This is a genomic window from Anabaena sp. AL09 (genome assembly GCF_001672255.1).
Classification (GTDB): domain Bacteria; phylum Cyanobacteriota; class Cyanobacteriia; order Cyanobacteriales; family Nostocaceae; genus Dolichospermum; species Dolichospermum lemmermannii.
The window spans coordinates 1-19766 of sequence record NZ_LJOQ01000065.1 but is presented as its reverse complement, the minus strand read 5'-3'; the positions used below and the strand labels follow the sequence as shown (position 1 = coordinate 19766).

Below are 19766 nucleotides of genomic sequence, written 5' to 3'. Positions count from 1 at the left end.
GACTTCTTAAAGAAGTCGGGGATCTTTGATCTTGTTGTTTAAATGCAAAAACCCCTGTCAAGTGCAGGGGTAAATCTATCGTAGCTGGTTAAATATTGAGCAAATATTCTGGTTTATTTTTCCATTGCCGGTTGTAAAACCAATTGTTTTGGCTTGACATAAGGTACATAGGTGCTATCAGATGGAGATGCACCATTAGCCACAACACCAATCAAATTTAACTTACTCAACATCCTTGTGGCTTGATTAAGTTGGGTACGCGTTACTTTACCAATACTTGCCATCATTACCACACTTCGACAAGAGGATGCTGTGAGCATAGCATCTACTAAACCAAGCACTGAGGGGGCATCTATGATTACCAAATCATAATTTTCTTCAAATGCAGCCATCAATTGGATCATGCGGGGAGAACTCAAAAGATGGGCAGGATCTGTCGGGATTGGTCCGGCTGTCAAAATATCAATGTAAGATGATCCAGAGTAAGGAACACTAATATGATTAGGCAGATTAACTTCACTTTCTAATAAACTGGAAAGTCCCTGTTCATTAGGAAGATTTAATTGTTTGTGCAGATTAGGATCGCGTAAATTAGCATCAATTAGTAAGACTTTTTTATGTAGACGAGCCGCACTCATGGCTAGACCTAATGCCAAAGCTGATTTACCATCATCTGGTAATGCTGATGTTACCATTAATGATCTTAAATCTGAGACTTTATTCAGCAGTTCGATATTTTTGTAAATGAGATCAAGTGATTCCCAGCGGGGAGAAGATTGCAATACTTGAATTGTCCAAGGAGCAAGAACTTCTGGTTTGCCAAATGGCAATTTTATCATTGATTCTCTGGGTCTGGCAGGTGGCAATTTAGGAGTTGTTCCTAATAAGGGGAGAGCAGCCTGTTTTTCTAATTCCGCAGTAGTATGTACAGCGTCATCAGATGCTTCACGAATGAAGGCAGCAGCCCCTCCTAACATTAAGCCAATGACTCCTCCTAATAAGAGATTTTGTCTCATGTTAGGCCCAGTGTGAGAACCTTCTTGTGGTTCTTCTACCACTTCCCAATTGAATCCGCCTTTAGAAAGTTCCTGGCGTAATTTTTGTTCGGCTCTTAATAATTGTTCTAATCTTTCTCTGCTAAATTGTAGTTGGGGCAGGATGCGATTGTAATAAGCTAATAGAGAAGGAAAACGCTTGAGGTCTGCTTGTAATTCTTTCTCTTTTGCGGCTAAAGTTTGATCGCGGGCGATTAATGCAACTATAGTAGTTTGCGTTTCTACCAATTGACCTGTGAGATTCAGATCAATTTGTCCAAGTTGTCCTTGTGCTAAAAGATTATCTCCAGAACTAAAGACAGGATTAGTGCTTTCTCCTAAAGTTCTGCTGACTTCTTTTTGTAAAAGTTGTTTTTGACTTTGTAGTTGTTCGTTCAATTTTTGAACGCCGGGAGTATCATCAGTAAAACGTAAGCGTTCTTGTGCTAAAGCCAGTTCGGTTTTTTGGATTTCGTTGAGTAAGCCTTGGTAGCGGGTAGACTGACTCAAACGAGAAGAAACTAAGGCGTTTTGTGGAGAACGATTCAGTTGTACTTGCAAAGATTTTTGCTTTGCTAAAGCTTCTTCATACAAAGAACGAGTTGCTTGTCGTTCCTGTTGGACAGTATTTAAAGTTGTCTCTACGGTTTTAGCCTGAGCATCTGGATCAATTAGATTTTGATTTCTGCGAAACCTTTGTAGATTTGCTTCGGAAACAGTTACTTCATCTGTCGCTTTTCTTAATTGCTCTCTAATGACTTGGAGACCTTTTTGTAACCGCGAATTTTGCTGTTGTTTGTTGTATTCTAAATAAACTTGCTGTATTGTTTGCAGGACTTTTTGGGCTTTTCCTGGATCGTTACTGGTATAATCAACTTGAAATATTTTAGTGGCAACCTTATCCTCTGGACTCTTAATTTGAGTTAAGACTAAGGATTTTTTTAAATCCATTACGGTTAAGTCTGGATATTCAGCTTTGAGTTTATCAACTGCTTTTTTAATCAGTCCAGAACTCTGCATCAAGTTTAATTGAGTAGCAGTATCTACCTCCACATTAGTATCAGTGAATTGACTTTCTGTGTTATCAGTTTCTTTCTTGCCTTGATAGTTAGGTTCTACTAACAATTGCATGGTGCTTTTGAAGCTGGGTTCTGTTTTCAAGGTGATGATGCCAGCAATAGCAGTAGAACTCAGCAATACTAATAATAACCAGGGAAATCTTCGCAGAATTACTGCAAACATTTGTCCATAACCTGGTTCTGTTTCTGATGCTGGATTTATATTGGGATTTAGACTAGTTTGAACCACTTTTATTATCCTTATCTGCGATACACTACGCAAACACCTAAAAATTAAATGAATTAGCGATGCACACCTCTAATACTGCGGGGCAGAATTAAAAATTAAAAAAGCAAATTATATAAGCTTTCTAGGAATTTTTAATGATTAGTTATTTTTGCCATGCTGCACTAGTGGTCTGTCAATCCAAAAATGACGGGTAAAGGCAAGCAGGGGGAGAGGAGGGGCAGGGGGAGTAGGGGAGGGAAAAACAGAAGTTTTTTCCGATCATTAACCGTCAAAATAAATTTGACGAACTACTAGTTTTACCAATAACTTGCTCAACTTTACTAAAGAATGACTGTTCTGAGAAATTGCTAACAGCATGATTACGGATATTTTCGTAATCCCAAGCTATTCCTCCAGCTTCGAGTATTGCTGCTTGTAAAGAGCATGGTGTTTGTCTTTTGAAAAACACCCCAGTTTTCCCTGGTATTTGAGTATCTAAGACTCCACCTGCTCCATAGGCAATAACTGGTGTACCACTAGCGTTTGCCTCGACTGGAACTAATCCATAATCTTCTAAAGCTGCAACAATAATTGACTTAGCTTTAGAAAATAAGTCTTTACGTTCTCTATCACTAACATGACCAAGAAATTGGATGTTTGGTAATGCGTGGGCTTTTAATCTTTCTTGTTCTGGTCCATCACCTGATATTAATAAGTTCCAGCCTAACCAATTAAAAGCTTCGACTATTATATCAAGACGTTTATAACTTATCATCCGCGCCGATGCCAAGTAATATTCTTCTTTGGTATCGGAAAAAACAAAGTTGCTAGTATCAATTGGATAGTTAATAGCAATGGCTTGTTTGTGATAAATCTTTTGAATTCGCTGGGCAACAATGCTAGAGTTAGCAATGTAGAGATCGGGTTCTTGAGCATATTTCAGGTCTACATTTCTCATCATTTGAAAAACTCTTTCGATGAGAGGAGCAAAGTATCTATAATCTCCGTATTCCCGTAAATATGTTTCTGTGTCCCATAAAAAGCGGGTAACATTATGACAAAAACAAATATGTCTAGCTTCAGGTTTTTTCCGTACTGCTTTGGCAAAACTGGTGCTACTGCTGATAATTAGGTCATAATCTTGGAGATCCAAGGAACGAAATGCAGGAAAATACAAAGGAGCTAACATCCGAAAATATTTGGTTGCACCAGGAATTTTTTGCAAAAATGTGGTATTAATAATTCGTTCACCTAAATCAATACTTTTCTGCGGGTCGTATAATGAGGTGAAAATGTCAGCTTCAGGATAGCGTTTACACAGTAATTCAAATACGCGCTCTGCTCCACCGCGTTGAGTTAAGTAATCATGGACGAGAGCTATTTTCATACCGGATTCCCTACGATTTGGTAATTGACAATTGGTTTTAATATTTATTCTCTAGGAATTTAAGTTTTCATGTTGCATTACTAGGTTTTATCAATTATTTTGTATCAATTAATTTATCTAGTTTAATATGAGCTTGAATCATGCAAAACCCTACAAGATTATGAAAATAATCTCTGTTATCTATTGTATATATGTAAATTCAGAGGTTAAATGAAAATATCAGGAAACCTCTGAATTATCTTGTTGCTAATTTGAAAATTATTTTGTGAGTGCTAAAGTTTTCGCAGGAGCAAAGTAAACGGTTTGTTCAGCGCGTAATTGATCGCAAAGTCTGCCTTCAGGTAGTTCCACGTCATCATAAGTGAGGACTTGATCTTTAGGAATATCGCGCTTTAAGCGACATCCTTCCGCTAGACCCATGGGGAGTAGGTTTTCTTGTTGCACAATGGGGGAATTTTCACATTGTCCATAGGTCATGTAATAACCAATACCATCAAGGGTTTCTCCGGCTGTGAGATCAATTTTGGCAGTGGTGACGACATCAACAACGGGACCTGCTATTGGTGCAAGCACAGCATCATGGAAGAGGACAGCCCGAGCTACGGAGAGGGGAACTTCAAAATGGCATAGGTGATAGGGGGTGTAGAAACTGTAGAGGGGGCCTTCACCGAGTTTATAAAGGTTGAGGTAATGGCGTTGTTTGGGGTCTTCGTGGGTAGCAAATACGAATACTCCTGGACCGGGTTTAGTGCCAACTACGTAATCAACGATACCGCCTAATTCTTGCAGTTGGTCAATGTCATACATTTTGGTCATTTCATCCACATGACCGGTGTAATCATATCCCAACATCCCCCGCTTGGCTACTTTCATGCCTGTGCCGTTGGCGACTATGGCTTGCTCAAAGGAGATTTTTGTACCATCGGCAAAGCTTGTTACCATGGCGGGATTTTGTCCCCAGCGTTGGGCAAAACCGGCTTGGGTGGTGGGGTTGCGGTAGGGGTCTTGTAAACCTTTGATATTGCCACACAGGAGGGGTTTTAAACCGATGCTTTTGACAAAGCGATACAGATTCATTTCTACCCCTGGTTGGTCGCCGTCACAGGCACTCAGGACGACTCCAGCCCGGTCTGCATGGACTTTGAGGATGGGACCAATTGTGCCATCTAGTTCGGCATTCATGAGGATGATATGCTTGTAATGAGCGATCGCACACATCACCAAATGAGCCGCATATTCAATTGTTCCCGTCACTTCAATGATTGCATCTATGCCATCTGCTTCACACAAGAGCATAGCATCTTCTGTGATTGCATATTTATTTTGAGCTATGGCATCTTCTAAATCAGCTAAATTAGCAACAATCTTGATATCCTCAATTCCTGCTTCTAAATAAGCTCGTTTAGCGTTATCAATATGCCGATTAGAAATAGCCACCAACTCCATTCCTGGCACAGAATTGATAATTTGATTAGCAATCCCTCGACCCATAAAACCAGCGCCAATCATGGCCACTTTGACTGGTTTACCTAATGCAGCCCGTGCTTGTAAAGCTTTATCAACAATAATCATGATTAAACTCCTATTAAAATAGATTCTAGTAAAGGCCAATTGCGATCTTTATCAGACATTTCTGTGGCACTCAATGGCCAAGAAATTTCTAAAATTGGGTCATCATAACGCAAACCTCGTTCATATCCAGGAGTGTAAAATTCACCCACTTGATAGACAACTTCTGCACCATCTGTTAAAGCTTGATAACCATGAGCAAACATTTCTGGGACATAAAGAGCGCGACGATTTTCTGCACTCAGTTCTACACCAATATGCGCTAGATAAGTGGGAGATTCAGGACGCATATCCACAATCACATCATAAATAGCTCCTTGAGTGCAGCGAATTAATTTTGTTTCGGCTGCGGGAAGAGTTTGATAGTGCATTCCTCGCAATGTGCCTTTTTTATGATTAAAAGAAAGATTACATTGGGCAACTGTGGGTTTTAAACCATGTGCTAAAAATTCATCAGCACAGAAAGTTCGAGCAAAAAAACCACGAGAATCGGGCTTTTCTTCTAAGTCAATAATGAAAGCACCAGCAAGTTTAGTAGAGGTAAAAATCATGGTTATTTAGGAAAGTTTTATTGAGCATAACAGAATCGTAGGGGCGAAGCATTCGGACATAAAATTAATGGTTTTGGCGATAGATTATCACCCGAATGCTTCGCCCTTACTAATGGTTTTGGCGATAGATCATCACCCGAATGCTTCGCCCTTACTAATGGTTTTGGCGATAGATTATCACCCGAATGCTTCGCCCTTACAAGATTTCAATTCTTGCATTTCAGGTTTATACCTTTAATCCTAATTGTTGACTTATTTTGGGAAAGGTATCATCATAATATTGTGTACAAAGTTCAGGTCGTTTAGGAGAGTTAGCTGTGTATGTAAAAAATAGCGTTGACCGCTCTTGAGTTCTCACAGTCCCATGATGGAAAATATTTCTTACATCTGCAAAAATCACAGTTCCAGCTTTACCAGGACATGATTTCCAAGCTGATTTAGGAATGACTTTCATCATTTTATCATCGTTAATTCCTAAAAAATTTACCCGCCATAATTCATAATCAACTCGATAATTATTTACTTGTTCTAGAGAATTAGCAGGTAGGGGAATATATTCAAATGGTCCATGTTCTTCAGTTACATCATTTAGATAGATAATCACCTTAATCATGCGTCTATCTTCAGAATCTTTATGCCATAGTAAAGTTTCCAATTGTTTTTCATTAGGAAAGTCTTTCCGCACATGAACACCATGAAAAGCAATAGGTAAACCTATATAATGTTCAATGATGTTTTGTAATCGGGTTTCAATTCCCCAATTCAAAAATTCCGGTAAATCTGTAACCGTATAAATTTGCGGTAACTTATATCCTGCATGGATATCTCTGGGATTTACCATACTATCAGTACAACTATTAGCAGTAGCTAACATTTTAGCAGTAGATGAAAAACCTAAATCTTCCAAAGACGTGATATAAACACCTGATGTTTTTAGAGTATCAACAATCAATTGATCTTTTGCACTAATAGCAGGTAAATTTTTGCTATGATGCCAAAGTTTCACTTGATAAGCTAACTCATCTTTTAAGACTGATATTTTTTCTGCAACTTTATTAATCACAATCCAAATACCTCCCAATCAAAAGTTATTTTGTCCAAACAATTGCTGATTTATCCCTGATAGTTTCTGACTTCTGAAGTCGTTGTTCTGTCCATTTCTGTTTCCGCTACTTTCAATTCTCTCATGGGTATTAATTCAAAAGCAGCCACACCTACTAAAGCTAAAAAAGGAACTACTGTTTTGATAGCTGAAACAGGCCATCTTCTCATCGCTCCTAAAAAAACTTTCAAGTCTACTTCATGGTAGTTTTGTAAAAGCATCCGACAACAATATGCTTTAGAATAACCAACTTGCTCAAGTTTTAAAATCACTTCAGGTATATGTTGGTATTGCATTAAAAGTGCAGCCTTTGGTTGTTTTTGCCAATAACTCACACCAACAATACATTCTAAATAGACATCTTTAGTCACAATTACTTTGCCATTAGCAGCACAATAACCGGCTAAATATGCTAAAGATATCCAATTATTACTAGCAGTTGGCCAAATTTGGAGAGCGCGTTTAATTAAATCAGCACGATATACTGTAGCAGTTAGAAAAATTACCGCTCCTACACTTTTACTAAAACAATGTTCAAATATTGCTTTACCATCACCTTTACCATCTTCAGTATCTGCATCAAACCAGCGATTACCAACTATTTTTGGTGGATGTACTGCTTCACCAGTAATTTTGTTTCGACCAGAAAAATTCAGAAACAATAATGATAAATCATCAATATTTTTAATTTTATTTATCACATAGGCAACTGCTCTTTCCTGAATTGGATCATCATCACCAATTGTCCAAACATACTTGGTTGTAGCAGAACTTAGGCAATGAAAAATATTTCGCATTACGCCTATGTTTTCAGGATTTTTATTTGATTTGAATGTGATGTTTGTGAAAATATTTTGCCATTTACTAATAATAGATTGAGTATGATCCGTAGAACAGTTATCAGAAACTAAAATTTCACACTCTGATTCAAATCCTTTAATAGCCTGAGATAACCAAGTTAATTGTTTATCTAGTAAATCGGCTCGATTGTAAGTAGGAATAGCAATAGTTAGGAGTTTGTTCATGGTTTTTGATAGAAAAAAATTTGAGAAACTTCATCAAGCCATATCTGATTTTTTCTGATTGAAATTCAGTTGATAGATAAATTTTCCTAGCAATTGCAAGTAGGTAATTATAATATTTGTGGCTAGAACTGGCCATCTTCTAAAAGCACCTAGTAATATTTTCCAATCACTCAGTTTGAAAATATTTTCTAGAATCATCCGTTGGCAAAATTGAGGAGAATATCCTAAGTTTAACAACTTCAGATAAACCTCCGGTATATAAACATATCGCATCATTAATGACCAGCGAGGATTTTCTTCCAAGGAACTAGCGTGCATTGTGCATTCCAAATAATTATCTTGAGTGACAATTACATTTCCATGAGCCGCACAAAATCCAGTCCAATATGCTTGGGATGCCAAATTTTTACAAGAAGTAGTCCACTGTTGTAAAGCTTGCTGAACTAGTTCAGTTTTATAAATGGTAGCCGTCATGAATAGTACCCCACCAAAACTACTCTGTAAATACTGTTCAAATACAGGTTTACTATTAGTGATTATTTCATCACTATCACTAGGAAACCAGTGTTTTACCAAAACTTGATTTGTTTTGTGATCACGTCCACAACAGTTAAGAAACATCAGTGATAAACTGGGATTTCTTTTAATTGTAGTTACGACATGAGCTAGGGTTCTTTCCTGAATTGGATCATCATCACCCACAGTCCAAACATATTTACTACCAGCAGCTTGAAGACAAAAAGCAATATTCGGCATTAACCCTATATTTTCCCGATTTCTATTCGCTATAAATACAGTATTACTAAAAACAGATTGCCATTTTTTGACGACTCCTGGTGTATTATCTGTTGAGCAATTATCAGAAATAATAATTTCACATTCCGATTCAAAACCTTTAATTGCTATTGCTAACCAAGCCAGTTGTTTATCTAGCAATGCAGCACGATTGTATGTAGGAATAGCAATAGTTAGTAACTTTTGCATAATACGATAATCTTGGTACAAGGATATTACTTGGTATAAATTTAAAAGAGGCTTTTAAATCGAATATCTTGAATTAATAAAATTCAATTTAATCCACCTTGATGCAATAATGTTCGGTTAAGAAAATGTAGGTTGGGTTGACGTATGTTACCCAACACCCAACAAAATTATTAATCATGTTGGGTTTTGCTGTCGCTCAACCCAACCTACGATCTTTTCGGAAGAAATTAATAATTTTCCTGCTTATTCCAGAAAAAATCTTTGTCAATTTGTTCTGTGCGAATTAGATACTCTAATTGTTTCAAGCGGGTGAATCCTCTAGACAAGAAAGTATCTTCATTCATATCAATTTGCTTGAACAAATTAAATAGTTGACTAGCACCAAGTTGAGCATTCCAATCACACTTGAATCCGGGAAGAATAGTGTTAATCTTTTCAAAAGATACTCGATAGCTGCGATTATCTGAACCGTTAGTACCAAAAGATAATTGACAACCGGGAAAGACATCAGCAACGATTTCTGCTATTTCTTTAACTCGATAATTATTCGCTGTATCACCAACGTTAAAGATTTGATTGTGAATAATATCTCTGGATGCTTCCAAAGCACAAACAATGGCTTTACAAATATCTAAAGCGTGAACTAATGGCCGCCACGGTGTACCGTCACTGGTCATTTTAATTTCTTTTGTAGTCCAAGCCAAGCCAGCCAAGTTGTTTAAAACAATATCAAATCGCATTCTGGGAGAAGCACCAAAAGCAGTAGCATTCCGCATGAAAGTAGGAGAGAAATCATCATCAGCTAATGGTTGAACATCTCTTTCTACTAATGTTTTACATTCGGCGTAAGCTGTTTGTGGATTAACTGGTGATGATTCTGTAATATCACCTTCACTAGCCACACCGTAAACACTACAAGAAGACATATAAACAAAACGGCGGACACCTACTGATTTTGCCAAATTAGCTAGACGAACTGAACCTAAATGATTAATATCATAAGTAATGGTAGGAGATAATTGTCCAGTTGGATCATTAGATAATTCCGCCATGTGAACAATAGCTTCTACACCTTCTAAATCTTCGGGATTGATATCACGAATATCTTTATTTAGGGTTTTAGCTGTTAAGTGAGTGCCATTATATAGCCAACCAACCTTATAAAAACCAGTATCAACACCAAGAACTTCATGTCCTCTTTGCATTAATAAAGAAGGCAATAAAGAACCAAGATAACCTTCTGTTCCAGTTACTAAAATCTTCATGATTGTTAAAATTTTTGATGTGTGAAAATATGTTGTTGCTTGAAAAGTCCGCAAATAAAATTCTCTTGTAGGGTGCGTCAGACTTGATTTGTTAGTAAAGTTAACAGATTTTTAGTATCTGACGCACCCTACTAACTTACTAAACTGTGCAAATGAGTAGGTTCTGGTATTTGCTTAACTATAGCTTTACCAATTTCCAAAGAAGAAGTTGCAGCGGGTGAAGGTGCATTGCAAACATGAATAGAGTTCTCACCTGCAATGATTAAAAAGTCATCAACAAGCGCACCATTATTCATCAATGCTTGAGCGCGAACTCCTGCATGAGTAGGAATTACGTCTTCTGCTTGAACTTCGGGAATTAGTGTTTGCAGACTTTTGACAAAGGCTGCTTTACTAAAGGAACGAATGATTTCTTGAATCCCTTCGTCAGCGTGTTTTGCTGCTAATTTCCAAAAGCCGGGATAGGTGATAACTTCGGCAAAATCTCTAAAATCAAAGTCGGTTTTTTTGTAACCTTCACGTTTGAGACTGAGAACTGCATTTGGTCCTGCGTGAACTGTGTTATCAATCATCCGGGTGAAATGCACACCGAGAAAGGGGAAATCTGGGTTAGGAACTGGATAAATGAGAGTTTTGACCAGATAGCGTTTTGCGGGGGTAAGTTCGTAATATTCACCGCGAAAGGGAACGATCTTAGCTTCAGGATTAGCTTTACCTAATTTTGCAATGCGATCGCTATGTAATCCGGCACAATTAATCACAAATCGAGTTTCAAAACTGCCCTTGTTAGTTTCTAATACCTGATTTTTGCCACTGCGGGTAATTTTCACAACTTGGGTATTGAGACGTAAATCTCCCCCTTGATTGCGAATTAATTCCGCGTATTTTAAACAAACTTGTTTGTAATTAACAATCCCTGTACTAAATACCCGAATTCCACCAACACAACTAACATGAGGTTCAACTTCTTTGACTTCTTGAGGACTAATTTTTTTAACAGGAATACCGTTTTCTAAACCGCGGGTGTAGAGATTTTCTAAGCGGGGTAATTCTTGTTCATTAGTGGCAACAATTACCTTGCCACAAACATCATGATCAATATCATACTTTTGGCAAAATTCTACCATGGAACGGCTGCCATCACGGGAGAATTTCGCCTTAAAACTTCCTGGTTTATAGTAAATCCCAGAATGAATTACACCGCTATTATTACCAGTTTGATGAAATGCCCATTCACTCTCTTTTTCTAAGACTAGTATTTTGGCATTTGCATAACGTTCTCCTAAAGCCATGGCTGTGGAAAGTCCAACTATTCCCCCACCAATAATCGCAAAATCATACATTAGTAATTTTTCCTAAATCCAAAATTTCTATTCCCAAACTTGCCAAGGAGCTTTACCACTTTTCCAAAGGTCTTCAAGATAGTTTTTATCTCTTAATGTGTCCATGGGTTGCCAAAAACCATCATGTTTGTAAGCCGATAACTGTTCTAAATTAGCTAACTTTTCTAATGGTTCTTTCTCCCACACAGTTGAAGTATCAGCAATAAAATCAATTACTTGTGGTTCTAGAACAAAATAGCCCCCATTAATCCAAGCACCATCACCTTCAGGTTTTTCTTGAAAACTGGTAATTTTAGTTTGTTCTTGTCCTAAAGAAATTGCGCCAAATCTTCCTGCTGGTTGCACTGCGCTGAGTGTTGCTAATGTCTTTTGTTCTTGATGGAATTTAATTAATTCTGTAATATTGATATTACTGACACCATCACCATAGGTAAAGCAAAAGGTTTCATTCCCAATATGTTCACGAACTTGCTTTAACCGCCCACCGGTCATTGTATTATCACCTGTATTTACTAAGGTGACGCGCCAGGGTTCAGCATATCCAGAATGGACATTCATTTGATTAAATCGCATATCAAATGTCACGTCTGACATATGTAAAAAATAGTTAGCAAAGTATTCTTTAATAACGTACCCTTTGTAACCGCAACAAATAATGAAATCATTAATACCGTGAGATGAGTAAGTCTTCATTATGTGCCAGAGAATTGGCTTACCACCAACTTCAACCATGGGTTTGGGTCTGATACTGGTTTCTTCACTTAACCTTGTACCCAGACCTCCTGCTAAAATCACTGCTTTCATGTAGTTACCTCAAAAATTTGCAGGTGGGTGATAATTTCAACTGATGGAAATGAAGAGAATGCACAATGATGGCAGAAAACTTGAATGCTTTTTTCTTTCTCTTTATTGGGTAGATAAACATAATTTAACTGTTATTTTCTAGGAAATTATAAAGAATAAGTAAATTAAGATATTTTATCTGTAAAATATTTATAGCAGGAGTCAGGAGTCAGGAGTCAGAATAAAAAAGAAGAAGAAAGAAGGAAGAAGAAAGAAGAAAAAATAAGAAGGAAGAAGAAGAAATAAAAGTCTTTTGGTGGTGGTCTTTTTTCGTAAATTTTGTACCTAATTCAATCCACATACTGCGATAGTAATTTTAATCACAAAAACAAAAACCCCCGATTTCTTGATGAAGTCAGAGGTAGCATTTTAACTGTTATTTTTACCGATTATTGACATTTTAGATGATTTTAATTTCTTCCTTATTCTTCCTTCTTATTTTTTCTTCTTCCTTATTCTTCCTTCTTATTTTTTCTTCTCCTGACTCCTTCTATATCAATTACTTTGTCCAAGTAGGGTTGAGTTAGATAATAAACTGTCACATTTATTAGCGACAACAATACAAATGCTACTGAGGGACTGTTGATAATTATCCATATCATTTTCTTCTAAAGAAACTTTAGCGGCTGCTTCTAAATCCGCAACTGCTTGAACATGATTTTTATCAGCTATACCTTCTCCATATTGTGCTAGTTCATAGTAGGCCATACCACGTTTTAGATAAATTTTAGCCAACCGGGAATTGAGTTTAATTGCTTCAGTAAAATCGGCGATCGCTTGTTTATATTCTGCTGCATAATCAGTGCTATATTGAGCCATTTGATAGCGAACCGAACCCCGTTGAAAGTAAGCATCTACTTTTGATGAATTGAGTTTAATTGCTTTAGTAAAATCGGCAATTGATTTTTCGTATTCCTGAAAAGAATTATTGATGTATTTATTGATTTCAAATCGCACAACACCCCTTCTGATATAAGCTTCAGCATCATTTTTATTTATATTGATGGCAGCATTAAAATCCGCGATTGCTTGTTTATATTCTCTGTTAGGGTCACTACTATAGTTGGCAAGCATATAATAAGCATTACCGCGATTTACATAAGCTTTAACTTCTTGAGGATCTAACTTCAAAGCTTGGTTATAATTAGCTAATGCAGCTTCATAATTATTTAAATTGTACTGGGAATTAGCCAAATCTATATAGCTTTTGGCAGACTGGGGATTCTTTTTAATAGCTTGGGTAAAGTTGACCACTGCCTGTTCATAGTCTTGCCGTTGATAAGCAGTATGACCACGCTGATAATAATCCGTAAAAGAAAGCTTTGTTAAATCAGGAGTTTGATTAGCAGCACGAGACATCAAACTTTGTTGAGTATAAGGATTTTGGGAAACAAAAGGACGGGTAAATTTAATCATTACGTCCAAATAACCCAAAAGACCCAATCCCATCACCCCAACAATGACACCGTATACCTTGGGGTTTAACTTTTTCCGAGACGGAACATGATAAAACTGCTGGTTTGTGGGTTGCCAATGATAGACCGGAGAATTTGATTTTAATGGCTGAGTAATCCGTGGAGTCGGAACATAGCGACGTTTAGACTGAGGTTTTTGGCGTGGTTGCAGATGTTGTTTAGAAGCGATCGCTACGAGTGACGGAAACGGATCTCTTCCACCTAATCGTCTAGTCCTCTCACACCAAGGACATTTATCTAAATGATTATGATAAAGATGCTGAGGATTAGCCGCACAAGTCAGCAAACTTTCCTCCACTGCCGCTAATGCCGATAACCAAGTTTGAGCATTAGGACGTAACCGGGGATTGTGATGACCATCTTCAAAACAACGCATAAATAAATCCTGTAAGCTGGGATGAAGCAGATCCCAACCAGGGGAAATCGGAGTGGGCAAATAGGGGACTTGTTTCTTTTGACTATAGGTAAAATGCCCAGAAAGTATCCTCCCCTGGTAGGTTGGAGGTTCTATCCCACCTTGAAATATCCCAGAAAATGGGTGAGTTCCTTCCATTAACAATTGGAAAATCAGTACAGCCAACCCAAATAAATCATGATAATTTTCGCGGTCATAATCAGCAAAAGTTTTATTCTGTAATTCTGGCGGAGTATACTCCGCCTTACCCACAGAACAACGATAGACCAGATTTTCTAATGGTTCGGTCACTTGGAACGAATCTGTATCTACCAATGTCACCAATGCCGTATCACTAACCAAAATATTTGACTCATTCACATCACCAATACAGTATCCGCTGGCGTGCAAAGCCGCAAAAGCTGAGGCTAGGTTACGGGCAGTCCGCAATAAATACTGATAATTAAACAATGGGCAATGTTGTCGGCGAATCCCCGGATTATAAAAATCCATAATTGGCCGCATTCCCCGAATCCGGGGCATAATAAAGCCCACAATCTTACCGCTACTATCTGCTGCTTGTAACAACTCCTGTGGCCAAGCAATGGCAATATGCCCTAAATTGTCCGTCGGATTAACAGGAGGATTAGCCAGCATTGCCCGCAGTTTTTGGGCATAGGAGATAGTTGGTTTGTGATAGATTTTCGCCACTAGATTTTCATCCAATGGCACTGCATAGATACAAGCTTCACCACCATGTCCCACACTGACAGAGAGGTTGAGAATTTCCGGGTTGGGAAAACGACGTAGTACCTGCATGGCAGAATTAAGGTTATGTGAAGTAATTGGAATCAGTCAAAAGTTCAGCAACTCAAGAGGATGGCTTTAGCTGGTTTGAGGAGGTAGGAGTTATCCACCAACCTGCAAATAATTCCTGATTACCATAACTCATGAGTTAATAAATGCAGCTAGAACTAAAGTCAAATCATCATCAGTCCGCTTAGTAATTTTATCAGAGCTTAAAAATCTCATTAAATGTTCTTTGGCTAATATTCTATCTTCAGCGTTAGCTACAAACTCGAATAAAGGTAAAAAGAAAGGTTTATGAGGTTCACCAACAATCATATTTAAAGCTAACATCTGTAACCCATCGGTAAGCACACCAACATTAACTATCTCTTCCCGCCATATTTTCAGTTGTGCTGTCTCTAAGGCATCGGGAGATGTTAAAAAGGTCGTTTGATTGATATATTCACCGTTGCTGGGGATGGTTAAGGCTATCAGATTACCCATACTATTTTTAGCTACAGCTAAACCATCACCAACCTGCCCCACAGCCACAATTTCTGGTGTAGCAATCATGACAATTAAGGTAGTTGCTAAATCATGAGGTTGATTGTGACAAATATCCGCCTCAATTTCTATGGCTTTACGGGCTGCTAACATAGCATCAGTTAGCAAATAACCCAAAAAATCATTATTAGCCAGGGTATTACTGGTAATCTCTTGGTGAGAAAGATGCTCTATTGCCGTTTCTACAGCAATCATTGATCCCACCTTTCCTAGTTTAGCAGAACCCGCACCATCGGCTGCTGCTATTACCAACACATTATTGGCTAATAGTTGCCAATGGTGAGCATCCTGACAAAGTTGCTGGTTTTTTGAGTGACTAGTTCCACATACAGATGCAGCTACTATGCGCCATTGAGAAATCTGTTTTGATGTATTCATATAATTTGTTTTCCACAGCTAGTTCAGTTTAAACAACAAGCTGTAATTTTCATCTAAACAGATCCCCACCCAATTGGTGGTAGTGCTACCTGTTCATCTACTTGAGAATGGGATACCGCTGACATACTTGCGGACAACCATACAAACATCTCAATAAAATTTAATCCTTTTAGCTTGAGTGGACTCCGCACAGCGATTTGACTTAATCTACTCATGTTCGCATTGTCTACGCCCACCGTAAAGAAGGCCACCCGCTTATTAGATTCATCTCCTTGCAGTCTTTGGGATGCTTGTTCGACAACATGATCTAGTTCACCTTGGGGTTCACCATCGGTAATCATAAATACCCATGGACGGTAGTAAGCAATACCGTTAGTTCGATATTGGGATTTACGCTCTTGAATAATATCTAATGCTTTATGAATTGCTGAACCCATGACGGTTAAACCCTGGGCTGTCAGAATTGGCGGATTAAATTGATCAGCAGTTACAAAGTCCTGCACGACATTTACACTACTATCAAAGGTGATAATTGCCACTTCCACTCTTCTGGATGCTAGAGAATTTTTTACCAGTTCATCCTTTAAACTCAACAAACCTTGATTTAAAGCTTCGATTCGTTCCCCCTGCATTGAGCCGGAGGTATCTAGCAATAGCACGCATGGGCAACGGGGTTCGGGATTTTCCGCAAATTCTACAACTTCGTCAAGATTAAATGTATCAATCATAACTTTTTGTGTTATGTTATAATCCAAAGTCTTATTTTCCTTTTACTCAAAGTATATAGTTTCTAGCGCTAGTATGACTAAAATTATGGTATTTTTTTGTCGAAAATACTTGAGTTTTTCAGTAAAGATATTGATTTGCGGTAAATTTGCCAAATATCTCTCCAACTCCTCATAACTAAGTGTTGCATAATTCAAGTATGAATAACCTCACTCAAAGGGAATTACAACTAATTTCCTGGGTGTAATTTCCAGGAAATGAATACTTTCTCTTCTTTGCTATTCTTGCTCTTGTCCGATAGCTGAGTGCTATAATCAACATATACATTTACCTCCATAAATTTTTAAAGATTCTATGTGAGATTTCGTCTGTCTTCAGGTAAATAAATTCATTATTTTTAAATCCCCAAACAGGACGAATATCATTCTGACGGTTGATGAATTTAAATTATCCGAAAGATCTCAGCATTCTTGCTCGGATTACTATGTGATTTATCAAGATCAAATAGCTGAAAAATCTGACAAGCAGGAGATTTTTATCTAAGCAAATGCTCAAGAATTAGCACGAAAAACTACAAAACTTGTTACATTCAAGATCGCTAGGTAGGAGAATTTTTAGAAAATGTTTTTCGTTGATATTCATAATTTAATAACTTGTGATCATGACTATATTTTCCAGTGATATCATATTACAGCCTGATATTTAATCTTTTCCCATACTATATTGATGTATCCGCCCAAAAAATTGTAAAAATATGAAAAATACTGGCACATTTACCAAACTACCTCCCGCAGGTTTATTAAGACAATTAAGCAACTGTTATGAAACTACCTGTTTACAAGCATTTAGTAACTCTGTATCTTGGTTGATATATATAGAACAAGGAAAAATTATCTATGCGACTCATTCCGTAGAACCTTTTGATAGATTAGAACGACAAATGCGTCGTCTCCATCAACAAATACCGCTCGTAGATAATGAAGTGCGCGTACAAATGCGCTTGGTATTTGAAGCTGAAGATCATGATCATTTCCCAAACCAACCTCCAGAATACGAAGCGATTAACTGGCTTGTCACTGAACAACATCTTCTGCCTACTCAAGCAACATTACTTATTCAAGAATTAGTTAAAGAGGTAATTGAATGGTTTATCCTCATTAAAACAGGCACTTATGAATTAGCAGAACCAATCCATGATTTGACAAAAATTTGTCAGTTAGATATCAATACTGTCATCGAAGAATGTCAAAATCAGTTACAAAATTGGCGATATCTTGGTAGATATATCTCTTCTCCCTATCAGCGTCCATATTTGTTAGTTAGTAGCAAATTTCAGGATAAAAGATTACCACCACTAAAAGAGAATATCACTAATTGGATGAAGGGTTTTAGCTTGCGTCATCTAGCGATTATCATGAATCAGGATGAATTGCAACTAGCTTTAAGTTTATACCCCTATATTGTCAAGGGTTCGATAGTATTACATGAGCCAGATCCTCCATTTGATAAATTACCAAAAACAAATGGCAGTCTATTACCATTTTCTGAAGATAGCACAGAATCGGTGAAGGAAAAATTATTTATTTCCGATGTAGCACTAAGCAAAGATCCTCCTCCAGAAACTTCAATTATTTCTGAAAATAATGTTGCGGTTGAACCGCTAGTAACAGACATTGCTGATTTACCTCCAGATGATTTACAACCCGAAACTGTTGATAGTAAAATAGATGCTGATTCCCAAAAAGTAAAAGTCAATCCGAGAACTACACAAAAGACTTACAAAATTATCTCTGTAGATGATAGTCCCACAATTCTCAAGGAAATCAGCCGTTATTTAGAAGATGAGAATTTTACTTTGGTAACTATTAATGAACCAGTAAAAGCAGTTATGTCAATTATTCGACATAAGCCGGATCTGATTTTACTGGATTTAAATATGGCAGGAATTGATGGTTATGAACTATGTCGTATTATCCGCAATAATTCCCTGTTTAAAAATATTCCCATTATTTTTGTGACTAGCAATAAGGGAATTATAGATAAGGTAAAAGCGAGATTTGTCGGTGCTTCGGGATATTTAACTAAACCTTTTACTCGCGCTGAATTGCTAAAAATGATTTTTATGCACTTAGCATAATGATAGCAAAGTAGGGGTTTAGCATTGCGCTTTACCCTGACTTTATTTTGAATTTAAATTTTGTGCTTCCTTGTCTCAACCAAAGCAACCAACCGTTATTTGAGAAGTATAAGTTTTTTAAATGAACATTTTTACAAAATTGGTAAAGTTGATGTTTATTGAGAATATCTCTCTCTATTCTCAATATTATTGAGAATGTTATCAATAAGTTAACGAAAATACGTTTTTACAAGATTGATTAATACCCCTTGACTTTTTGTGCTACTATTAGAGATAGAATCGGCTAATGCTATGTTTAATTTTTGGGCTTAACTAAAAGCCTGTATGGGGTTGGGTATGGGGGTAAATGAGCAATCGTACAGAAAGTTACGCTAAGGCTGTAACCCATACTGGATAAGCATTCTGTTAATCAATATTTTTGGTAATTCTCAACGTACCAATTAACCCAAACTCTATTTGGTACAACAATTTCATACGACACAGCACTGGTTTGAGGCTCCTAAATTTCAGAGACTTCAATTGGTACAGGTTTCTCGTAGGTAAAGAGGATGTTAAAAACAGGTCATCAAATCCTTAGCGTAAGTTTCGGAATGGATGCTCATTTCACCCCGAAAATTTCAATTAGTCCGCGATTTTGGTAGGAATTTTTCATCTACTCCGTGACAGATTTTCACTTTGTCTGCGACAAAGTAAGTTAGAACCCTGATTATTCCGTTGAAATTTTTTCAATTAGTCTGCGAACCGACAGTGTAGCGATCGCATGATTGCTGTATCTAATGCCCTAATTGGTACATTTTAATTTACCTAACTCAATGCCAAATATAAGTAAGTCGGCACGATAAAATCAATATACATTTTTTTCGTAAAAACCCTGAAATAACGTATCTATAAGGTATTTGTCGAATTTACATTC

The 19766-nt window shown here is 37.3% G+C and carries 15 protein-coding genes; 2 read left to right on the top strand and 13 right to left on the bottom strand.

The genetic code is table 11. The annotated features are described in order from the left end of the window. Window positions 1-113: 113 nt before the first annotated feature. From AN490_RS12835 to rfbC, 4 genes are all read right to left on the bottom strand, one after another. Window positions 114-2342, bottom strand: coding sequence for a polysaccharide biosynthesis tyrosine autokinase (locus tag AN490_RS12835; RefSeq protein WP_300003752.1), 2229 nt, complete (start codon window positions 2340-2342; stop codon window positions 114-116). 268 nt (window positions 2343-2610) lie between these two features. After that, a complete protein-coding gene (locus AN490_RS12830; protein WP_300003749.1) occupies window positions 2611-3708 on the bottom strand; it encodes a glycosyltransferase in 1098 nt (365 codons plus the stop codon). A gap of 258 nt (window positions 3709-3966) precedes the next feature. Next, the gene (locus AN490_RS12825; protein ID WP_300003746.1) at window positions 3967-5280 is read right to left on the bottom strand and encodes a Gfo/Idh/MocA family oxidoreductase; all 1314 of its coding nucleotides are present in this window, start codon (window positions 5278-5280) and stop codon (window positions 3967-3969) included. Between the two features lie 2 nt (window positions 5281-5282). Continuing rightward, window positions 5283-5828, bottom strand: a complete 546-nt coding sequence (gene rfbC / locus AN490_RS12820; RefSeq protein ID WP_039204310.1) for a dTDP-4-dehydrorhamnose 3,5-epimerase — start codon at window positions 5826-5828, stop codon at window positions 5283-5285. Window positions 5829-5895: 67 nt separating this feature from the next. Between rfbC and AN490_RS12815 the strand changes: the two genes are divergently transcribed. After that, window positions 5896-6066 (top strand): hypothetical protein, encoded by a 171-nt coding sequence (locus AN490_RS12815; RefSeq protein ID WP_271820512.1) that lies wholly within the window; start codon window positions 5896-5898, stop codon window positions 6064-6066. On the opposite strand, the gene AN490_RS12810 is transcribed toward AN490_RS12815, so the two are convergent. The 9 genes from AN490_RS12810 to AN490_RS12770 all read right to left on the bottom strand — a co-directional run bounded on the left by AN490_RS12810 (window position 6055) and on the right by AN490_RS12770 (window position 16718). Continuing rightward, complete coding sequence (locus AN490_RS12810) at window positions 6055-6894, bottom strand: phytanoyl-CoA dioxygenase (RefSeq protein ID WP_300003901.1); 840 nt, start codon at window positions 6892-6894, stop codon at window positions 6055-6057. The genes AN490_RS12815 and AN490_RS12810 overlap by 12 nt on opposite strands. Before the next feature lie 47 nt (window positions 6895-6941). Continuing rightward, window positions 6942-7955 (bottom strand): glycosyltransferase family 2 protein, encoded by a 1014-nt coding sequence (locus AN490_RS12805; protein WP_300003739.1) that lies wholly within the window; start codon window positions 7953-7955, stop codon window positions 6942-6944. Window positions 7956-7988: 33 nt separating this feature from the next. Next, window positions 7989-8939: a glycosyltransferase family 2 protein gene (locus AN490_RS12800; protein WP_300003736.1), complete on the bottom strand. Its 951-nt coding sequence runs from the start codon at window positions 8937-8939 to the stop codon at window positions 7989-7991. 227 nt (window positions 8940-9166) lie between these two features. Then, window positions 9167-10204, bottom strand: a complete 1038-nt coding sequence (locus AN490_RS12795; RefSeq protein WP_300003733.1) for an NAD(P)-dependent oxidoreductase — start codon at window positions 10202-10204, stop codon at window positions 9167-9169. A 131-nt stretch (window positions 10205-10335) separates the two neighbouring features. Beyond that, window positions 10336-11547 (bottom strand): L-2-hydroxyglutarate oxidase, encoded by a 1212-nt coding sequence (gene lhgO / locus AN490_RS12790; protein ID WP_300003730.1) that lies wholly within the window; start codon window positions 11545-11547, stop codon window positions 10336-10338. Window positions 11548-11574: 27 nt separating this feature from the next. Further along, window positions 11575-12351, bottom strand: a complete 777-nt coding sequence (gene rfbF / locus AN490_RS12785; RefSeq protein ID WP_300003727.1) for a glucose-1-phosphate cytidylyltransferase — start codon at window positions 12349-12351, stop codon at window positions 11575-11577. Between the two features lie 534 nt (window positions 12352-12885). After that, complete coding sequence (locus AN490_RS12780) at window positions 12886-15078, bottom strand: tetratricopeptide repeat protein (protein WP_300003724.1); 2193 nt, start codon at window positions 15076-15078, stop codon at window positions 12886-12888. A 129-nt stretch (window positions 15079-15207) separates the two neighbouring features. Next, window positions 15208-15990: a PP2C family serine/threonine-protein phosphatase gene (locus AN490_RS12775; protein ID WP_300003722.1), complete on the bottom strand. Its 783-nt coding sequence runs from the start codon at window positions 15988-15990 to the stop codon at window positions 15208-15210. Between the two features lie 53 nt (window positions 15991-16043). Further along, on the bottom strand, window positions 16044-16718 hold the full coding sequence (locus AN490_RS12770; protein ID WP_271820520.1) for a VWA domain-containing protein: 675 nt from the start codon (window positions 16716-16718) through the stop codon (window positions 16044-16046). Between the two features lie 752 nt (window positions 16719-17470). Here AN490_RS12770 and AN490_RS12765 point away from each other — a divergent pair. Then, window positions 17471-18853, top strand: coding sequence for a response regulator (locus AN490_RS12765; protein ID WP_300003719.1), 1383 nt, complete (start codon window positions 17471-17473; stop codon window positions 18851-18853). The last annotated feature ends 913 nt before the right edge of the window (window positions 18854-19766 follow it).